This is a genomic window from Nocardia sp. NPDC051321, assembly GCF_044455225.1.
Classification (GTDB): domain Bacteria; phylum Actinomycetota; class Actinomycetes; order Mycobacteriales; family Mycobacteriaceae; genus Nocardia.
Genome location: NZ_JBITEM010000018.1, coordinates 1 through 16,619, shown reverse-complemented (window position 1 = coordinate 16,619; position 16,619 = coordinate 1). Strand labels below are relative to the sequence as shown.

Sequence of the window (16,619 nt, the reverse complement as noted above, 5' to 3'; positions counted from 1 at the left end):
GCCGACGAAATTCAGCGTCGGGCAGGCTTGAAGATGTCGTCGAGCGGGGCGTCTCCCGGCACCGCGCCCTCTTCGATATACCACTCCCAGTGCATGACCCGGCCGAGGATCGGCGTCGGCAGTCGCTGGATGACTTTGGCGATCGTGGCGAAGCTGCCAGATCCCTCGATGATCGAACGATGCGCGGCGACAGCCATTTTGCGCTGCGCCGCGTAGTCGCTCACATCGATTCGATGGGTGATCTCGGAACCCGCGCTGTACAGCGATCCGAGGAGCGAGGGGCCGATCCGGCCCCGCAGCGATCGAAGGAAACGCACTATGCGCGCGACGTTTTCACGAGGCATGGTGGCGTCGAGTACCCGTGGCACACCGGCCAACTCGGCGGCCCTGGTGCCGACCTCGTGCACCCGCACGTGGTCTCGATGCCCATAACCGCCGTTGCGGTCGTAGCTCAGCAGGATCTCGGCGTTCTCTTCGCGCAGGATCGCGGCGAGCCGCTCGGCGGCCTCGTCCACCTCGGCCCGCAGAAAGCGCACGCGATCCGGCGGATCCGCGAACAGCACGGCGCCGTGGCCGCTGTCGGCGTAGCCGAGATGCGCCACTCTGGCGACGCCGAGCGCGGCCGCGCTAGCCGCTAATTCGTTCAGCCGCAAAGCTTTTCGCCCATCGAGCGCGGCCATGTGCCCGTCGGTGGCCACGACGATCACCGTCCGGTGCCCGGCCGCGGCCGCGGCGGCCAACGTGCCGCCCGTCAGCAGAGTTTCGTCGTCCGGATGCGCATGAAAGGCCACGATGGTTGCCATCGGATCAGTCTGGCATCGTGCCATCGGCTCGGCCAGGCGGGCACCTGCGTGGCCGTCAACCACCCAGGATCAGCAACGACAGCGCCTTCTGCAATGTGTCGAATATCCGACCGATCGTGATCACGATGTCGACGGTGCCCATCATCAAAGGCCCCTTTCCGCGAACAGGACAAAGCCTCGATGCATCGATTCAAGACCTGGCGGCCGGGATTAGGAAGGGCAAAGCGATATCTGCGGCAATATCGGTGCGCTACATACCGACACATTCGATGATCGGCGCGGGGTACACCGCCGGATCGACGTTTTCCCGCCACGGCGTGTGCACCGCGGCACCGGAAATGTGCGCCAGCTCGGGTAGCCAGCGACGGACGTAAGCGCCGTCCTGGTCGTAGCGTTTGGCTTGGCGCAGCGGGTTGAGCACCCGATTCGGCCTGGTATCGGTACCGGTGCCCGCCACCCACTGCCAGTTGAGTTGATTGTTCGCCAGATCGGCGTCGACCAGCCAGTGCAGGAAGTGTTCGGCCCCGACGCGCCAGTCCACGCGCAGCGACTTGGCCAGGAAGCTGGCGGCAATCAGCCTGGCGCGCCCCGGCATCCACCCTTCGGCCCGCAATTGCCGCATGGCCGCGTCGATGATCGGATAACCGGTGCGGCCGTCCTGCCAGGCCGCCACGGCTTGGGGATCGGCACGCCAGCTGATCGAACGTGGCCGGTAATCCGACCATGCGGCGTCCGGGCGGGCGGCGAGCAGTTGGTGATGGAAGTCGCGCCACGCCAGCTGCCTGGCGAAGGCATGACCGCCGGGTGTCGACATGTCGACCCGATGCACCAGATCCACCGGCGATACGCAGCCGAAGTGCAGATACGGCGACAGGTGCGAGGTGGCGTCGGCGGCGAGGTCGTCGTTGCTGTCCTCGTACCCCTCGATCGGCCCGGACAGCCAGTCCCGCATCAGCTTTCGCCCCGTCGTCGCGCCGCCGACCGCGAGCTGTGGCGAGCTCGGGCCCGCGCAGAGTTCCTCGGCTTCCGGCAGCGGGTCGCTCGCCACCGGCGGCGTGGTCAGCTCGCGTGGCTTGCCGAGCGGTTTGCGCTGATGCGTCTCGGCCCAGCGCCGGAAATATGGCGTGAAAACCGCGAAATGGTCTCGCCCGGTGGACGGTACGAGCTCCGCGGGATCGGCGGCGGTGATCGACGAAGTATGCGCGTGCAGCAGGCATCCGCGCTGTCCCAGTCGTTCCCGCAGCGCCTGTTCGCGGCGCTGCGAGTACCGGCTCACGTCGGCGGCGATGTGCACGCCGTCGGCGTGCACCTCCGCGGCCACCCGCGCCACCTCCGCGACCACATCGCCGCGCCGTACCACCAGTCGGCCACCGATCGCCTGTAGCTCGGCGTCCAGCTCACCTAGGGCGGCGGCCAGGAACCGTGCGCGATTCGGCGCGGCGAAACGGCCCGCCGCGATGGCGTCGTCGATGACGAAAAGCGGTACCACCGCGGCACCTTCGCGATGCGCCGCGGTGAGTACGGGGTTGTCGTGCACCCGCAGATCACGGGTGAACAAGGCGATGGTGACGGTCATCTACTCCTCTTCGCTGAGTGAAGTGACAATGTCCCGGCGGCCATGCGGGTGGCGCCACGGTGCCGTGGGCGGCTCGAGCCCGGCACCGTCGACGCGACCCGCACAGGCGCCGGGAACACTTGTCAGAGCGTGCAGAGCGGAACGATGTTCGCCAGACCACCGGTCGTCGGCGAGGTCAGGTAAAGGCACGGATCTTGGCCTGCCGCAACGATTCCCGCGCGCACCCGCGGCCACACGGCCGCGTCCAGCATCGGCGCGCGGGCAAGTACGAAGCCGGAGGTGCGGGCGGGATCGGTGACGACCGCCCACGAATAGTCCGGCCCGAGAGCCGTCACGATGTAGTTGGTCGGCCCGTCGATCTGCTCCTGGGTGGGCACGCCGGGAAAGCTGACGTGCAGCTGCGCGCCCGTTACCCGGTCGTTGACCGTGGCGGTGCCCGCGATTTCGTTGTTCATGTTCGACCAGGTGGTGCAGGTATTGCGGACCGCGACGTTGCCCTGCGCGTCGAGCGCGTAATTTGCCCGCGTATCGCGCGCGCAGACGAGGTTGAAGTACTGCGGCACCGACGCGAGCTGGTTCCAGGTACCCAGGTACCGGTTCAGGTCGAGCGACGACACCGGCGCGGGCGCGGCGACGGGGGCCGCTTGCGCGCTCCCCATCGCCGAGATCGCGACGGCCGATGCGGCCATGGCAACGAACAGGCGAACGGGATAACGCTTCCTTCGAGATGTCACGCGAACTCCTCGGAAATCGACGACACTGGCCATGGTAGCTCATAACGATGCACTATTGATTCAAAGCCCTGATTCAAGGAGGAACCCGCGACCTCGCCCTGGTTGCCCCGAATCGCAGACGGAACAGACCGTCGCGGCCGCGGCTGGATCGGGCCCGTGTTGCGATGCGACCGCGACCCGCACAGTGCGGGGCTGATCGCTGTGCCACCGGCACCGGACAGCCCGCCCGACGCGTGGCCGCCAGGGCATGGCGAATCGGGCGAGCCGGAAGAGGCAGAATAGGACGATGTCCGCCGGTTCCGCTCCCGCTTCCGACGCGGCCGGATATACGGTCCGCGCGGTTGCCGAGCGCCTCGGCATCCCAACGGCGACGCTGCGAAGCTGGAATCGCCGCTACAACATCGGGCCGCCACAGCATCGGCCAGGCAAGCACCGGCTCTACACCGAAGCCGACATCGCGCTGCTCGGACGGATGTTCAGGCTGATCCAGGACGGCGCGAGCCCAGCGGGCGCGGCGGCGACGGTGCGCGGGCCCGCACCGCGCCTCGGCGACCGATTCCCGTTGCTCGCCGCTGCATTCACGCTCGAGACGCGCGCGGTGTCCAGCTATCTGGAGGCGCATTTCCGCGCGTTCGGGGTGGTGGACACGTGGGATCAGCTGTGCCGTCCCGCCTTCGCCGACATCGTCGCGCGTCAGGGCGCGGGCGAGGGGTGCATCGATGTGGAACACCTGCTGTCGTGGTGCATCACCTCGGTCCTGCATCGCACCAATCCGCCGCCGGATGTGCCCGCGCCACACCCGGTGGTGCTGGCCTGCACCAGCGGAGAGACGCACGCACTTCCGCTCGAGGTGCTGCGCGCGGGACTGGCCGAGCGCGACGTCAGCGCGTACATGCTCGGCGCGGATGTGCCAACCAGCGCGCTGACCGACAGCCTCGCGCGACACGATCAGCCTGCCGCGGTGATGCTGTGGTCACAGCAGGAATCGACCGCGTTGACCTCGGCAGTGCGCCTCTGCCTGAACGCGGGGTCACGGGTGCTCGTCGGGGGGCCCGGCTGGGATTCGGTGATCCTGCCCGACGCCGCGGAGCGTGTCGCGAGCCTGGCCGAAGCCATCGATTATCTGAGCTGACGCGGACCGGACCGCGGCGCATCGTTTTGTGGCCGTTGCCGCAAACGATGCGTAATCGAGTCAACGCGTAGGCGGCACGATGCAGCGGGAAAGCACCTCACCTGAGGCGCGGTAGCCATCGGTCGGCCACCGCCAGCCGATCTTCGCCGCCTCGACGACCGGACGTTGCCATTCGGCCACCGTGCGTACCATCCTGCGCGCGACAGTGGCGGTACCCCTTGCCCCACTTGTGGTCTCGGCGCTCATTCGCAGGCACGGCGCGCATCTCCGGGCGCGCGGCCTGCCTGTCGTCCTCCGACCGGCCAAGCACTTCGAGGAGTATTCGCAGTGAACGAGCGTCAGCGAGCGAACCGAAGACACCCCGTACGTACGACGGAACCGAGCGTCAGTGCGGCGCAGTCGTGAGTATCCACCCGCACGTCACCGCGCCGCCCGCGGCGTATTGGCCCGACGTCGAGCGGGTGCCGACCGGTACCCGCGCCACGATCGCCGCGGCCGTGGCGGACCGGCTGTTCCGGCGCGCGGTGCGCAGGCTCCCGATCCGAGTCGAGTACCCGGACGGGACGGTCCTCGGTGCGGGCGCGGCCGATGCGCCACGGCTGATCCTGCACCGCCCGGGTGACTTCACCGCCAGGCTCGGGGTCGGCGGGCTGATCGGCTTCGGCGAGTCGTATATGGCGGGCGACTGGTCGGCACCCGATCCGGCCGCGACGCTCACCGTGTTCGCCGCGCACATCGGCACACTCGTCCCCGCACCGGTACGTGCCCTCCGCCGCCTCTATGTCTCGAAACACCCCGCCGCCGAACGCAACAGCGAATCGAACAGCCGGAGCAATATCGCCAGGCATTACGACCTGTCGAACAATCTCTTCGAGCTGTTCCTCGACGAGACACTGACCTATTCGAGTGCGTTGTTCCCGGCCACCGCACCCCCGCCGCGCTGGGCCGACCTCGCGGCCGCCCAGCAGGCCAAGATCGATCGGATACTCGATCGCGCGGGCGTCGGACCAGGCACCAGGCTGCTCGAAATCGGCACCGGCTGGGGCGAATTGGCGCTGCGCGCGGCCGCCCGCGGCGCGACGGTGCGTTCGGTGACACTGTCCACGGAGCAGCGCGCGCTCGCGCTGGATCGCATCGCCGCCGCGGGACTATCCGAGCGCGTCACCATCGACCTGGTCGACTATCGCCGGGTGACCGGCGAATTCGACGCGGTGGTCTCGGTGGAGATGATCGAGGCGGTCGGCTACGAATACCTGGAGACGTTTTTCGAGACCATCGACCAGGTACTGGCACCGGACGGGCGCGCGGTGATCCAGGCGATCACCATGCCGCACCACCGCATGCTCGCCACCCGCTCCACCTATACCTGGGTGCAGAAATACATCTTCCCCGGCGGCTTCCTGCCGTCTACCCGGCTGCTCGCCGATGTGGCCGGGCGGCGCACCGAACTCGTTGTCCGCGAACAACTGTCGATGGGCGAGCACTACGCGCACACGCTGCGGCTGTGGCAGCAACGGTTCAACGCCCGCGCCGACCGCGTCGCGGAACTGGGCTTCGATCCGATCTTCCGGCGGATGTGGCGGTTGTATCTGGCGCACGCCGAGGCCGGGTTCCGCTGCGGCTACCTCGATGTGCATCAGATCCTGCTCACCCGCTGATCCGATGGCCGCGACCGAGCAGATGGCGCAGCGCCGAGGCGAGATCCGGTGTGCGGAACCGATGCCCGGCCTTGTCCAGCACGGCGGGCACCACCCGTTGACTGGCGGCGGCGAGCTCGCGCGCGCCCTGTTCGCCGAGTAGCAGCGCCGGGCCGAACTCGGGCACCGGAACCAGCGCGGGCCTGCGCAGCACGCCGGCCAGGATGTGGGTGTACTCGCTGTTGCGAACAGGCTGTGGGGCAACGGCATTCACCGGACCGGACAGGGTGGTGTCCCACAGGGCGCGGTGGTAGATGTCCACCAGATCGTCGATGCCGATCCAGGACAGCCACTGCTCGCCGTCGCCGATCCGGCCGCCGAGCCCGGTCGCGAACAGCGGCCGCAGCAGGCGCAGGGTGCCGCCGCGCGGCGATTGCACGATGCCGGTGCGCACCTTGACGACTCTGACCCGGTCGGCCGCGTCGGCCGCCGCCTCCCACGCGTCGACCACGTCGGCGAGGAAACCGGCACCGCGCGAGGCGGTTTCGGGAAGCCGTTCGTCGCCGCGGTCGTAACCGTAGTAGCCGACGGCGGACGCGCTGACGAAGGTCGGCACGCCCGCGCCTGCGGCAAGCGCGGCGAGCCGCTCGGTCGGTCCGATCCGGCTGTCCAGCACGGCCTGCTTGTGTTCGTCGGTGAATCGGCCCGCGATCGAGGCACCGGCCAGATGCACCACCGCGTCTACCCCGTCGAGCAGATCGGGTGCGGGATCGTCCGGGTTCCACTGCCTTTCACCGTCTTTCGGCGAATGCCGGACCAGGCGGAGCACGGTGTGACCGCCGGTCGTCAGGAACGCGGTGAGCGCCGAGCCGACCAGACCCGAGGCACCGGTCACCGCGATTGTCTTGGCCGCGAAGCCCGCTCGCGCCGCGTCCGCGTGCGCGGCCAGATCGTCGGCCAGCTGCCGATAGCGGTAGTCGAACATCGGGCGCAGTACGAACGCGGGCACCGGCGACTCGACCCGATCCAGCACCCTGGTGTGCGCCTCGTCGACCATCTCGAAATCGTGCGTGTGCCGCCACCGCAGCAGCAGGCCCGCGGGCAGCGAGCCGAGACCGTCGACGGCGATCCGGTCGACGAATCGCCGCGGCGGGTCGTAGCGAGCGGGATCGTGCTGAGCCACCCAGCGCAGCCCGCCCGGCAGCCCGAGTACGGCCTTGCCGTCGGCCAGCGAAGCGGCCTCGGCGAGCACCGAGGCCGGTTGCCACGGCGGCGCGAGCCGCGCGAACGCGCCTGGTCGGGCGTACCAGTCGAAGACCTCGGACCGGGGTGCCGCGACGACGCTCGAACACTCGATGCCCATACCTCGACTCTAGCGAGGCGCCAGGACAATGCAACGTTCATGCATCGTTATTGCCCGACTCTTCCATCACACCGGAGAGTTGCTTCATCACCGATGCGTCCGCCCGGGCCACACTGGGCCAATTGGAACTTGTTCTACCATGGGGGCGAAGTCATCGCCGACATCGGAGGATTTGTCATGCCGCTGGAACCCTCGGCCGCGGAGCTGCTGGCGGCCGTCCAGGCGTCACCACGCGCGGTCGCCGCGCACGACAAGTCCGCGTGGGTCGACCTCTTCACGACCGACGCCGAGGTGAACGACCCGGTCGGCGCCCGCCCGCACGTGGGCCGGGCCGCCATCGAAAGCTTCTACGACACCTTTATCGGCCCGAACGACATCGTCTTTCGGGTCGAGCGCGACATCGTGACACCGCCGACGGTGGTGCGCGATCTGACCATCGAGACCACCATGTCGACCGGCGCCAGGGTCTCCGTCCCGATGCACCTGCGCTATCAGCTCACCGAGGAAGACGGCGACTGGAAGATCGCGCAGCTGGGCGCACACTGGGAGCTCGGCCCGATGATCGTGCAGCTCTTGCGAACCGGGCCGAGCGGGCTCGGTGCGGCAATGCGGCTCGGGCCGCAGTTGATCAGCAACCTGGGGGTCGAGGGCGCGCTCGGCATGCTGCGGGCGCTCGGCGGGGTCGGCCGGACAGGTAGGCGGGTCACCTCCCGATTGTTCGCCGCGGCGGGCAGCACGGATATCGTGCGCGTCCGCGGGCTGCTCGGGCACTATGCCGTTATCGAATTGCCGGCGGGCACCCCGATTTCGGTGGAGGAGTTCACCAACCGGGCGCGAAACATGCGCTGGGGCAAGCTGATCGCGGCCGGTCGCACGGTGACGGCGTCGGTGCGTTTCGGAGATACCCGTGGGGTCGCGTTCGTCGAATTCGCCGCTGGCTCGCCAAGCATCGCCAGCCTGCGGTTCTTTCTGGACAACGCCTGAAATCGACTGGCGGATAGGCGAATCAGGTGAGTTGGACCGATTTGGCTTCCTGCGGCACCGATGCTGCCGCGACCTGCTCGGTCCAGCCGGGCGGGCCGAAGACGTAGCCGAGGCGGCCGCGCCAGGTGGTGGCACCGCGCACGTCGCGGACCAGTCCGGCCAGCTCGTGGTAGTTGACCTTCAGTGGGTTGTCGGTGCCGATGTTCTTGGTCAGGCCGTAGCGGATGGGCTCGGATTCGGCGGCGAAGCTGCCGAACATGCGGTCCCAGATAATGAGGATGCCGCCGTAGTTCCGGTCGATGTAGGGCTGGTTGGAGCCATGATGGATGCGGTGGTGCGCCGGGGTGTTGAACAGGAACTCGATCGGGCGCCCCAGCGTGCCGACCCGCTGGGTGTGGATCGGGAACTGGTAGAGCAGGCCGATGCTCTGCAGCAGAAAGATCATCCACACCGGAAAACCGAGCAAAGCCGCTGGCACCCAAGCCATTCCGCGCAGGACGTTGGCTACCGGGTGCACCCACGGCAGGCGGATCGCGGTGGACAGGTTGAAGTGCTCGCTGGAGTGGTGCACGCTGTGCGACGTCCACAGCAGGCGGACCCGGTGGTCGGCGCGATGCGCCCAGTAGTAGCAGAAATCGGTGACCACCAGCCCGAGTACCCACACCCACCACGACTTCGCCGACAGGTGCAGCGGGGTGATCGCGGCGGCGCCGACCACCGCGGAGAACGGAATCAGGTACTGCGTCAGCGGTTTGCCGAACCGGCCGAGGGTGAAGGTCGCCACGTTGGACATCGTGTCGCGCCCCGACCCGCCGTTCTTCGGGCGATCGGGGTCGCGGCGATACGCGATCCACTCCACCAGCATGAACAACGCGAATGCCGGGAGGGCATAGGTCAGCAGCTCCACACGGTCCACGAGGTCTCCTTGATCGTCCGTCGTCGATACCCGACGCTACGGGCGATGGCCTGCGCAAACATCGCGCCGCCGAGGGATTCCGCGTCCCCCGCGCGGGGGACGCGACGGCGCCGGACGAAGGGCAGAGTTAGCGGGCCGGGTGGCCGATCTCGCTAGGATCGCCCGCGACGGCTCCGACGACCCGAAGGCGGTGGCGAACTGTTGGACGTGAGCAGGTCGCTGGCCCGGCAGTCGCTGTTGGTCGCGGCGGTCGCGGCGATGATCGATGCCGTAGTACTCGGACTGTGCGGTGTGTTCGCGGTCGCGCCGTGGCAGACCGGCGCGGTGATCGCGGCGGTCGTAGCCGGCGATCTGGCGTTGGCCGCGCCCCCACGTACCGCGGGCGTGGTCGCGGTGACCCAGGTCGTGGTCCGGCTCGGCGCCGCCTTGCTGCTGCACCGGCACGGTTTCGGCGGTCAATTCGCGGGCGTCGGCCTGCTGGTCGCGGGGTACCGCACCGGCGCGTGGCTGTCCGGACCGAAATCGGTGCTGACCATGCTGCTGTTGTGCGGCGGCGTCGCGTCCGCTCATCTGTTGTCCCGCGACAACGCCGGACATGATTGGCTCCTGCTGATCGCGTCGACGACGGCCGCTGGTTGCGTGCCGTGGCTGGTCGGCCGGTATACCGCCGCGCGTGGCGCTTACATCGCCGACCTGGAGCAGCGGGAGCGGCTGCGACGACAGGAGCATCAGGTCGCGCTGGAGCGCGCGGTGACCGAGGAGCGGGCGGCCATCGCGCGCGACCTGCACGATGTCATCTCCCATCATGTGAGTGCCATCGGTATCCACGCGGGCGCGGCGCGAATGGCCATGGCGGACACCACGAATGGCGCGGCGACCCGTTCGCTGGCGGCGGTGGAGTCGAGCAGCAGGGCGGCGATGGTCGATCTGCGGCGGCAGCTCGATCTGCTGCACGGCCGCGACGACGCGGGGCAGCGCCAGCCCGGGCTGGTCGATATCGACGGCCTGATCGAGCATGTGCGGGCCGCCGGATTGACCGTCGAAGTCGCGGTGCGTGGTCCGGTGGTCGAGTTGCCGGAGTCGTTGGATGTCACGGTGTATCGGATCGTGCAGGAGATGCTGACCAACGCGCTGCGCCACGGTGACGGCGCGCATGCCCGGCTCGCGGTGGTGTACCAGCCGAAGCGGGTGGTGATCCGGGCTACCAATCCGATTCCGCCCGTGCCGATGTCCGGTGATACCGCAGTGCCGCGCGGCCTCGGCGGAATCCGTCGTCGCACCGAGCTTTTCGACGGCGAACTCGACTACGGGCCGGATTCGGCCGGAACATCTTGGCACACCACGGTTTCCGTCCCGATCGGCGGCTCATGAACCGGCCGATCCGGGTGCTGATCGCCGACGACCACAGCATGTTCCGCTCCGGATTGCGCGCGGTCGTCGACAGCCAAGCCGACTTCGACTGCGTCGCCGAGGTCAGCGACGGTCGCGCGGCCATCGCCGAAACCACAAGGCTGCGACCGGATGTCGCGATCCTCGACGTGCGTATGCCGAAACTGGACGGGCTCGCCGCCACCGAGGCCATCGCCGCGGCGGGCGGCACCCATGTCTTGGTGCTCACCACCTACGACAGCGATGCCAACCTCTATCGCGCGCTGCAGGCCGGGGCGAGCGGTTTCCTGCTGAAGAGCCTGCCGCCGGAAGAGCTCGTCGCCGCCATCCGCATCGCGGCCCGTGGCGATGCCCTGATCGATCCGTCGATGACGCGCCGGCTGGCCGCGCGCTTCGCGTCCACCCTCGCCCCGCCGCAGACGCCGCCCGAGGTCGATCAGCTCACCGCCCGCGAGCTGGAAGTGTTGCTCCTGCTCGCCGATGCGCGCAGCAATGCCGAGATCGCCGCGCTGCTCGGCGTCGGCGAGGAAACGGTGAAGACGCATGTCTCCCGCGTACTCGCCAAACTCGGTGTGCGCGACCGCATCCATGCGGTCGTCTACGCCCATGAGCACGGACTTGTCACCCGCACCCCGCCCGGACACCGCCGATCGGCAGGGCGGTGACCAGCACAGATGCGACACGGCGCGCCACCCGAGGTCGTCGCGAATCCGGCGGCAGCGACGTACGGTAAATCCGACTGCCTGGTCTTCTTCGAGGATGGAGCACTATGCGTAGGGATCGCCCCCGAGTCGGTGTCCTGGTCCTCGCCTGTTCGGCGCTGCTCCTTTCCGGAGCCGGTGTCGCGGGCGCTCAGGACGCCAGCGGCCAGGCGCCCGGCGCTCGTTCGGTCGAGCAGCCCACCCACCAAGCCCTGATCCACCAGGCGCGACAGCGAGCGGCGAGCGCTCGTGAGCGCGCCACCGCCGCGACCCCGAACACGAAGACCGATCGCAAGGGGAAGGCAGGCAGCCCGCGCGACACCATCCACACCGGGATCGACAGCGCGACGAAAGCGGCGGAGGCCGCCTCATCCGCCGCCACCGCCGCCCAAGCCGCCGCCGACGCGGCCCACGCCGCCTTGACCGCCGTCCTCGCCACCGAGGACGCCACCAACAGCTTCCTCGGTGCGTTCGAAGCCGATCGGGCCGCGCGGGCCGCCGACCAAGCCGCCGCCGCTCCTGAGAACGTCGAACTGGCCAACGCCGCGGCGGCCGCGGAGAACCGGGCCGTCAAGGCGACGACTCGACGGGCCGAGGTGGCCGTTCCCCCGATTACGCCCCTGCCTGCGGCTCACTCACCGTCGTCGCGGGGTCGATGACGCCGAACGCCTCGCCTTGCGGACCCTGTAGCACGCCCATCCGGCCGAACGCGCTGTCGTGCACGCCCATCAGGACCGTCGCGCCCAGCTCGGTGGCCTTCGCGACGGCCGCGTCGGTGTTGTCGACCTGGAACCAGCTCAACCAGAACGATGGGGAGTCGCCCGGCGTCTTGCTCGCGTCGTTGACGCCGCCGACCGGGCCGCTGTCCTGCGTCAAGCCGAAGGTGGAGTAGACGAAGTCCTGGCCGTCCCCGATTTCGGTGTAGTGCCAACCGAATACGGCCGCGTAGAACTCCTGCGCCTGCTTGTACTGACCGGTGTGCAGTTCGTTCCAGCAGTACGCGCCGTCCTCGTTGTAGATGCCCGCCCCGGTGTGCGCCTTGGCTTCCCACACACCGAAGATCGCGCCGGCCGGGTCGGCGGCGACGAACATCCGGCCGACATCGAGCACGTCGAACGGTGGCATCATTACCGAACCGCCTGCCGCCGTTACCTTCTCGGCGATCTCGTCGGCGCTGTCGGCCGCGAAGTAGGTGGTCCATACCGACGGCATCGCCATACCTTCGGGCTTTGGCCCGATCCCCGCGGCCGGCCTGCCATGGCGTAGCGTCATCAGATAGCCGCCCGCGTCCGGCGGGCTATCCATGATTTCCCAGCCGAACAGCTCTCCGTAGAACTCGCGGGCGCGGGTGGTGTCGTCGACCTGACTATCGACCCAGCACGGTGTCCCCTGTGGCCAGCTTCCGTCATGAGTTGGCATATCCGTGGCCTCCTGACCTCGGTGTATTGACGTGCGGCCGGACGCGGCCGACACGCGGCCAAGTCAACCACCGAGGCCTGGCGGCCATGGCGGATTCGCGGTTCCGGCAGGGCACGTTCCGGCAACGGCGGCACAAGCTGCGCGAAGCGGACACACCACGCCGATTTGTTGCCGAAAGGGGGGTTGATCAGGAGTATGGCGGGATGATCACCACATCCGACGTCGGGCGGGAACCGCTACGGCTGGACGAGCTTCCGGTTCGTCCCATTCATCGCAAGTTGGTCGCGCTGGTCGGTGCCGGACTGTTCTTCGATCTGTACGAGCTGTTCCTCGCGGGGACCATCACCGGGGTGCTGAAGCAGGAGATGCACCTGTCCACGTTTCAGCTGAGCGGGATCTTGGCTTCGGCGTTCGCCGGGCAGTTCCTCGGTGCGCTGGTGATCGGGCGGCTGTCGGATGTGTTCGGCCGTCGGCGGATGTTCATGATCAATATCGCGTTGTATTCCGGATTCACGCTGCTCGGCGCGTTCAGCCCGAACATCGTCTTTCTGATGGCCACCCGGTTCCTGGCCGGGCTCGGCATCGGTGCCGAGATGACGGTGTCCGATACCTATCTGTCGGAAGTGGTTCCGCCACAGGTGCGCGGGCGGATGATCGCGATGGCGTACACGATCGGGTTCTGCGCGGTGCCGACCGTCGGATTCCTGGCTAAGTGGCTGGTTCCGTTGCAGCCCTTCGGGATCGACGGCTGGCGCTGGCTGTTCGTCATCGGCGGGCTCGGTGCCGCGGTGGTGGTCTTCGCCCGGCGGGACATGCCGGAGTCGCCGCATTGGCTTGCGCGGCAAGCGAAGAAGACCGAGACCACGCCGTTCAGCGCGATCGTCCGGCCGCCGTACCGCGGCAAGACGACGCTGTTCTCCGCCGTGATGATCCTGCAGGTGTTCGGCTACTACGGGTTCGGCACCCTCGCGGTACTCGTGTTGGACCGCAAGGGATTCGAGGTGGTGACCTCGTTGAGCTACTTGGCCATCACCTATCTCGGCTATCCGCTGGGGTCGCTGCTGGCGATCCCGTTGATGGAGCGGGTCGAGCGCAAATATCTAGTGATGGCGACCGCGACGCTGATGGCACTGTTCGGCCTGATCTTCGGTTTCGCCACCAGTGTGCCGCTGATCCTGTTGTCGGGCGGCCTCTTCACCCTGGCCAGCAACGTCTTCTCCGACGCGATTCACGCCTACCTCCCGGAGTCGTTCCCCACCGCGGTGCGCGGCACCGCATCGGGCGCGACCTATTCGCTGTCTAAGGTCAGCACCGCGCTGCTGCCGTTCCTGCTGCTGCCGCTGCTCGATCGCGCGAACGGGCCGGGGCTGGTGTTCTCGGTGATCACCGTCGCGTTGCTCGCCATGGTCGCCCTCGTCGGCGTGTGGGGGCCGATCACCGGCCGACGCGCACTGGATGAGGTGTGAGTGTTATTGCGCGAGGGTGGGCGCGGCATGTGACCAGCGGTGGTCGTCGAGTTCTCCGACGATGAAGCGGGCCAGCTCGGCTACCGGTATTTTCCAACCGCCGCTTGGGGTTTCGCCGTCCTCGACGCGGTAGCTGCCGGTCGGCGGGTCATCGGTCAGGCGGGTGGGCCGGACGAAGGTCCAGTCCACCGCGGATTCGCTGATGATGGCTTCCATCAGGCGCATGTCGCCGTAGAGCTCGTTCATCAGGGTTCGCGCGACGAGTCGGTACCACAGCGCGTGATTCGGGTCGTCCCGGCGGACACCGCTGGAGGTGATGGCGATCAGGCGATGCACTCCGGTGGATCGCATCGCCGAGACCATGGCGCGGGCGCCGTCGGAATACAGGCCCGCTGCGTGTCTGCCCGCGGGGCCGATCGCGCTCACCACCGCGTCGTGGCCCACCACCGCGGCACGCACGCTGTCCGGGTCGCGGACGTCGGCACGCGCCACGGTGAACCGTTCCCGATCGACCGATGACAGCTTTGCCGGAGTGCGCACCGCGGCGGTGACATCGTGACCGGCGCTCAGCGCCTCCGCCACGATGGCTTGGCCCGTCAGCCCGGCCGCTCCGAACACGATTACCTTCATGGCCGCTCCTTGATCTAGATCGTGGACGATCATCGATCGTAACGATCACTGATCGTTCAGAACGATGGTCGCTCCGAGCACTGTTTGTCAAGATAGGATTCGGCACATGCCCGGCAGCCCCCGCCCCAATCCCCGTACCAGCCCCGCGAAGGCGCCGCTGAGCCTCGACGCGATCGTGGCGGCAGCCCTCGACCTGGTCGACGAGTTGGGCTGCGACGCGGTGAGCATGCGGCGGGTGGCACAGGCCCTCGATACGGGGTCTGCGTCGCTGTATGTCTATGTGAGCGATCGTCGTGAGCTGATGCTTTCGACGCACGACCTCGCCGTGGCGGCCGTCGAGCTGCCGACCGACGCGGACGGCGATTGGCGCGCTCGGCTTGAACTGCTCGTCGACCGGATCGTCGCCACGCTCGCGACCCACCGCGACCTCGCCGCCGTCGGCTTCACCGAGGCACCCACCGGCCCGCACATGCTGCGGCTCATCGAGGAGATGCTGCGCCTGCTCCGGCTCGGCGGGATCCAGGATGCCGCCAGCGCTTGGGCAGTCGACCTGCTCGGCCAGTACATCGCTTCCGCTGCCCTGGAGACCGCCGCACGGACCGGCACCGAGCCCGTGGACGCCACCGCGGCTCGTCTCGACGGGATCTACCAGGCACTGCCCGCCGAGAGCTACCCCACCATCCGCGAACTCGCTCCCCTGCTGACCAGCGGGGGCAGCGCTAGGGCGGCATGGAAACTGCGCGTCATCATCGACGGACTACTCGCCCAGCCCTGAGGGCTGCCGGGGTGCGGTGGCCTGCCGGAGTTGCGGCAAAGTGGCCCTCGGCTCGGAGCCAGGAGCGCCGCTAACGTCGCTGACTATGACCGAGATTCGCGAAATCAGCGCAGATCAGACCAAGTTGGGCGCGGCGGCGCTGCTCGAGCTGCGCCCCCGCTGGGGCACGGTCGACGCGCTCGTCGACTTCGTCGACACCGACCTGCGCCCGCGCGGCTACCGCCTCGTCGGGGTGTTCACCGAGGCCGACGACGCGGCGGTCTCGGTACTGGGCTTCCGCGAGGCATCGCACAGCGCGTGGGGCCATCACCTGTACGTAGACGACCTGATCACCACGCCCGCCGCACGCGGTCACGGCCACGCCGACCTCCTCATGACCTGGGCCAAACAGGAAGCACTTCGCCTGAACTGCGAAGCCGTCCACCTCGACTCCGGAGTCGGTCCCGACCGCGCCCCCGCCCATCGCCTCTATATGCGCCACCACCTGGCGATCACCGCCCACCACTTCACGGTGTCGGCCGACAACTACTGACGGCACAGAAAACGGCCCGGAACTGTGCGTTCCGGGCCGTCTTCGTTGTAGCGGGGACAGGATTTGAACCTGCGACCTCTGGGTTATGACATCCCTCTATGGTCCACCTTCGGGCATGTTCGGATACCAAGCTCTACCAGCACGTATGCAGGTTGCGGGTATGCGTCGAAATAGGTTGGTATTCGGCTGCATTCGGGCAAAAAGGTCCAGTAAAGGTCGAACAGGAAAGTTGCGCCCACGCTCAGGGAGTGGAGGATTCGCGCCCAGTCGATAAATGTGGTATGTCAGCCAGAGTGGTGTGCCTGAGACCCTTCTGTATGGACTCCTCGAGTTCCGTCGGTAAGTCGGGAACCGCTGCAGGTTGCACTAGGGTTCGGGGCGCTTGTGCGGTGACCGTGTTAACAGTGGGCGCGGCCGCGCGACCTGTCTTGGTAACGCGCAATGGCTTCTGCCTCCTCGAGAGTGCGTGTAGGGTCTCAAAATTCGTGGCGAATGCCGACGGCGTGACCTGGATGTTTCTCGGTTGTCTCACGAGGTGGCCAGCGGTGACTGTCTCAGTTCG

General features: G+C 68.0%; 17 protein-coding genes. 10 read left to right on the top strand and 7 right to left on the bottom strand.

The window, feature by feature from the left end; all coding sequences use genetic code 11:
* Nucleotides 1-11: 11 nt before the first annotated feature.
* The 3 genes from ACIA8C_RS35900 to ACIA8C_RS35890 all read right to left on the bottom strand — a co-directional run bounded on the left by ACIA8C_RS35900 (nt 12) and on the right by ACIA8C_RS35890 (nt 3,068).
* On the bottom strand, nt 12-803 hold the full coding sequence (locus ACIA8C_RS35900; RefSeq protein WP_397142620.1) for a PIG-L deacetylase family protein: 792 nt from the start codon (nt 801-803) through the stop codon (nt 12-14).
* 250 nt (nt 804-1,053) lie between these two features.
* Nucleotides 1,054-2,379 (bottom strand): cryptochrome/photolyase family protein, encoded by a 1,326-nt coding sequence (locus ACIA8C_RS35895; protein ID WP_397142618.1) that lies wholly within the window; start codon nt 2,377-2,379, stop codon nt 1,054-1,056.
* A 122-nt stretch (nt 2,380-2,501) separates the two neighbouring features.
* Complete coding sequence (locus ACIA8C_RS35890; RefSeq protein ID WP_397142929.1) at nt 2,502-3,068, bottom strand: lipocalin family protein; 567 nt, start codon at nt 3,066-3,068, stop codon at nt 2,502-2,504.
* Nucleotides 3,069-3,399: 331 nt separating this feature from the next.
* On the opposite strand from ACIA8C_RS35890, the gene ACIA8C_RS35885 reads away from it, so the two are divergent.
* The 3 genes from ACIA8C_RS35885 to ACIA8C_RS35875 all read left to right on the top strand — a co-directional run bounded on the left by ACIA8C_RS35885 (nt 3,400) and on the right by ACIA8C_RS35875 (nt 5,903).
* A complete protein-coding gene (locus ACIA8C_RS35885; protein ID WP_397142616.1) occupies nt 3,400-4,245 on the top strand; it encodes a MerR family transcriptional regulator in 846 nt (281 codons plus the stop codon).
* A 181-nt stretch (nt 4,246-4,426) separates the two neighbouring features.
* Complete coding sequence (locus ACIA8C_RS35880; RefSeq protein WP_397142614.1) at nt 4,427-4,576, top strand: hypothetical protein; 150 nt, start codon at nt 4,427-4,429, stop codon at nt 4,574-4,576.
* A gap of 70 nt (nt 4,577-4,646) precedes the next feature.
* Nucleotides 4,647-5,903, top strand: a complete 1,257-nt coding sequence (locus ACIA8C_RS35875; RefSeq protein WP_397142612.1) for a class I SAM-dependent methyltransferase — start codon at nt 4,647-4,649, stop codon at nt 5,901-5,903.
* Here ACIA8C_RS35875 and ACIA8C_RS35870 read toward each other — a convergent pair.
* On the bottom strand, nt 5,893-7,245 hold the full coding sequence (locus ACIA8C_RS35870) for a TIGR01777 family oxidoreductase (RefSeq protein ID WP_397142610.1): 1,353 nt from the start codon (nt 7,243-7,245) through the stop codon (nt 5,893-5,895). The genes ACIA8C_RS35875 and ACIA8C_RS35870 overlap by 11 nt on opposite strands.
* A gap of 177 nt (nt 7,246-7,422) precedes the next feature.
* Here ACIA8C_RS35870 and ACIA8C_RS35865 point away from each other — a divergent pair, with 177 nt between their 5' ends.
* Nucleotides 7,423-8,229 carry a nuclear transport factor 2 family protein gene (locus ACIA8C_RS35865; RefSeq protein WP_397142608.1) on the top strand — a complete coding sequence of 269 codons (807 nt, stop codon included), beginning with the start codon at nt 7,423-7,425 and terminating at the stop codon, nt 8,227-8,229.
* Between the two features lie 22 nt (nt 8,230-8,251).
* Here the strand turns inward: ACIA8C_RS35865 and ACIA8C_RS35860 are convergent, their stop codons facing one another.
* Nucleotides 8,252-9,136, bottom strand: coding sequence for a sterol desaturase family protein (locus ACIA8C_RS35860; protein ID WP_397142927.1), 885 nt, complete (start codon nt 9,134-9,136; stop codon nt 8,252-8,254).
* A gap of 216 nt (nt 9,137-9,352) precedes the next feature.
* On the opposite strand from ACIA8C_RS35860, the gene ACIA8C_RS35855 reads away from it, so the two are divergent.
* From ACIA8C_RS35855 to ACIA8C_RS35845, 3 genes are all read left to right on the top strand, one after another.
* On the top strand, nt 9,353-10,516 hold the full coding sequence (locus ACIA8C_RS35855; RefSeq protein ID WP_397142606.1) for a sensor histidine kinase: 1,164 nt from the start codon (nt 9,353-9,355) through the stop codon (nt 10,514-10,516).
* A complete protein-coding gene (locus ACIA8C_RS35850; protein WP_397142603.1) occupies nt 10,513-11,199 on the top strand; it encodes a response regulator in 687 nt (228 codons plus the stop codon). The genes ACIA8C_RS35855 and ACIA8C_RS35850 overlap by 4 nt, the downstream gene beginning before the upstream one ends.
* 104 nt (nt 11,200-11,303) lie before the next feature.
* Nucleotides 11,304-11,894 (top strand): hypothetical protein, encoded by a 591-nt coding sequence (locus tag ACIA8C_RS35845; RefSeq protein WP_397142601.1) that lies wholly within the window; start codon nt 11,304-11,306, stop codon nt 11,892-11,894.
* Here the strand turns inward: ACIA8C_RS35845 and ACIA8C_RS35840 are convergent.
* On the bottom strand, nt 11,848-12,654 hold the full coding sequence (locus tag ACIA8C_RS35840; protein ID WP_397142600.1) for a VOC family protein: 807 nt from the start codon (nt 12,652-12,654) through the stop codon (nt 11,848-11,850). The genes ACIA8C_RS35845 and ACIA8C_RS35840 overlap by 47 nt on opposite strands.
* A gap of 203 nt (nt 12,655-12,857) precedes the next feature.
* On the opposite strand from ACIA8C_RS35840, the gene ACIA8C_RS35835 reads away from it, so the two are divergent.
* Entirely contained in the window at nt 12,858-14,120 is a 1,263-nt protein-coding gene (locus tag ACIA8C_RS35835) for an MFS transporter (RefSeq protein WP_397142597.1), read from the top strand.
* A gap of 3 nt (nt 14,121-14,123) precedes the next feature.
* On the opposite strand, the gene ACIA8C_RS35830 is transcribed toward ACIA8C_RS35835, so the two are convergent.
* A complete protein-coding gene (locus tag ACIA8C_RS35830) occupies nt 14,124-14,750 on the bottom strand; it encodes an NAD(P)-dependent oxidoreductase (RefSeq protein ID WP_397142595.1) in 627 nt (208 codons plus the stop codon).
* 106 nt (nt 14,751-14,856) lie between these two features.
* On the opposite strand from ACIA8C_RS35830, the gene ACIA8C_RS35825 reads away from it, so the two are divergent.
* Together ACIA8C_RS35825 and ACIA8C_RS35820 are read left to right on the top strand one after the other, a co-directional pair.
* Complete coding sequence (locus ACIA8C_RS35825) at nt 14,857-15,525, top strand: TetR/AcrR family transcriptional regulator (protein WP_397142593.1); 669 nt, start codon at nt 14,857-14,859, stop codon at nt 15,523-15,525.
* Nucleotides 15,526-15,610: 85 nt separating this feature from the next.
* Nucleotides 15,611-16,057 (top strand): GNAT family N-acetyltransferase, encoded by a 447-nt coding sequence (locus ACIA8C_RS35820; protein ID WP_397142591.1) that lies wholly within the window; start codon nt 15,611-15,613, stop codon nt 16,055-16,057.
* Nucleotides 16,058-16,619: the final 562 nt, after the last annotated feature.

Coding starts and splice junctions, on each gene's coding strand:
- ACIA8C_RS35900 (WP_397142620.1), bottom strand. CDS start 803: ATGGCAACCATCGTGGCCTTTCATGCGCATCCGGACGACGAAACTCTG.
- ACIA8C_RS35895 (WP_397142618.1), bottom strand. CDS start 2,379: ATGACCGTCACCATCGCCTTGTTCACCCGTGATCTGCGGGTGCACGAC.
- ACIA8C_RS35890 (WP_397142929.1), bottom strand. CDS start 3,068: ATGGCCGCATCGGCCGTCGCGATCTCGGCGATGGGGAGCGCGCAAGCG.
- ACIA8C_RS35885 (WP_397142616.1), top strand. CDS start 3,400: ATGTCCGCCGGTTCCGCTCCCGCTTCCGACGCGGCCGGATATACGGTC.
- ACIA8C_RS35870 (WP_397142610.1), bottom strand. CDS start 7,245: ATGGGCATCGAGTGTTCGAGCGTCGTCGCGGCACCCCGGTCCGAGGTC.
- ACIA8C_RS35865 (WP_397142608.1), top strand. CDS start 7,423: ATGCCGCTGGAACCCTCGGCCGCGGAGCTGCTGGCGGCCGTCCAGGCG.
- ACIA8C_RS35850 (WP_397142603.1), top strand. CDS start 10,513: ATGAACCGGCCGATCCGGGTGCTGATCGCCGACGACCACAGCATGTTC.
- ACIA8C_RS35845 (WP_397142601.1), top strand. CDS start 11,304: ATGCGTAGGGATCGCCCCCGAGTCGGTGTCCTGGTCCTCGCCTGTTCG.
- ACIA8C_RS35840 (WP_397142600.1), bottom strand. CDS start 12,654: ATGCCAACTCATGACGGAAGCTGGCCACAGGGGACACCGTGCTGGGTC.
- ACIA8C_RS35835 (WP_397142597.1), top strand. CDS start 12,858: ATGATCACCACATCCGACGTCGGGCGGGAACCGCTACGGCTGGACGAG.
- ACIA8C_RS35830 (WP_397142595.1), bottom strand. CDS start 14,750: ATGAAGGTAATCGTGTTCGGAGCGGCCGGGCTGACGGGCCAAGCCATC.
- ACIA8C_RS35825 (WP_397142593.1), top strand. CDS start 14,857: ATGCCCGGCAGCCCCCGCCCCAATCCCCGTACCAGCCCCGCGAAGGCG.
- ACIA8C_RS35820 (WP_397142591.1), top strand. CDS start 15,611: ATGACCGAGATTCGCGAAATCAGCGCAGATCAGACCAAGTTGGGCGCG.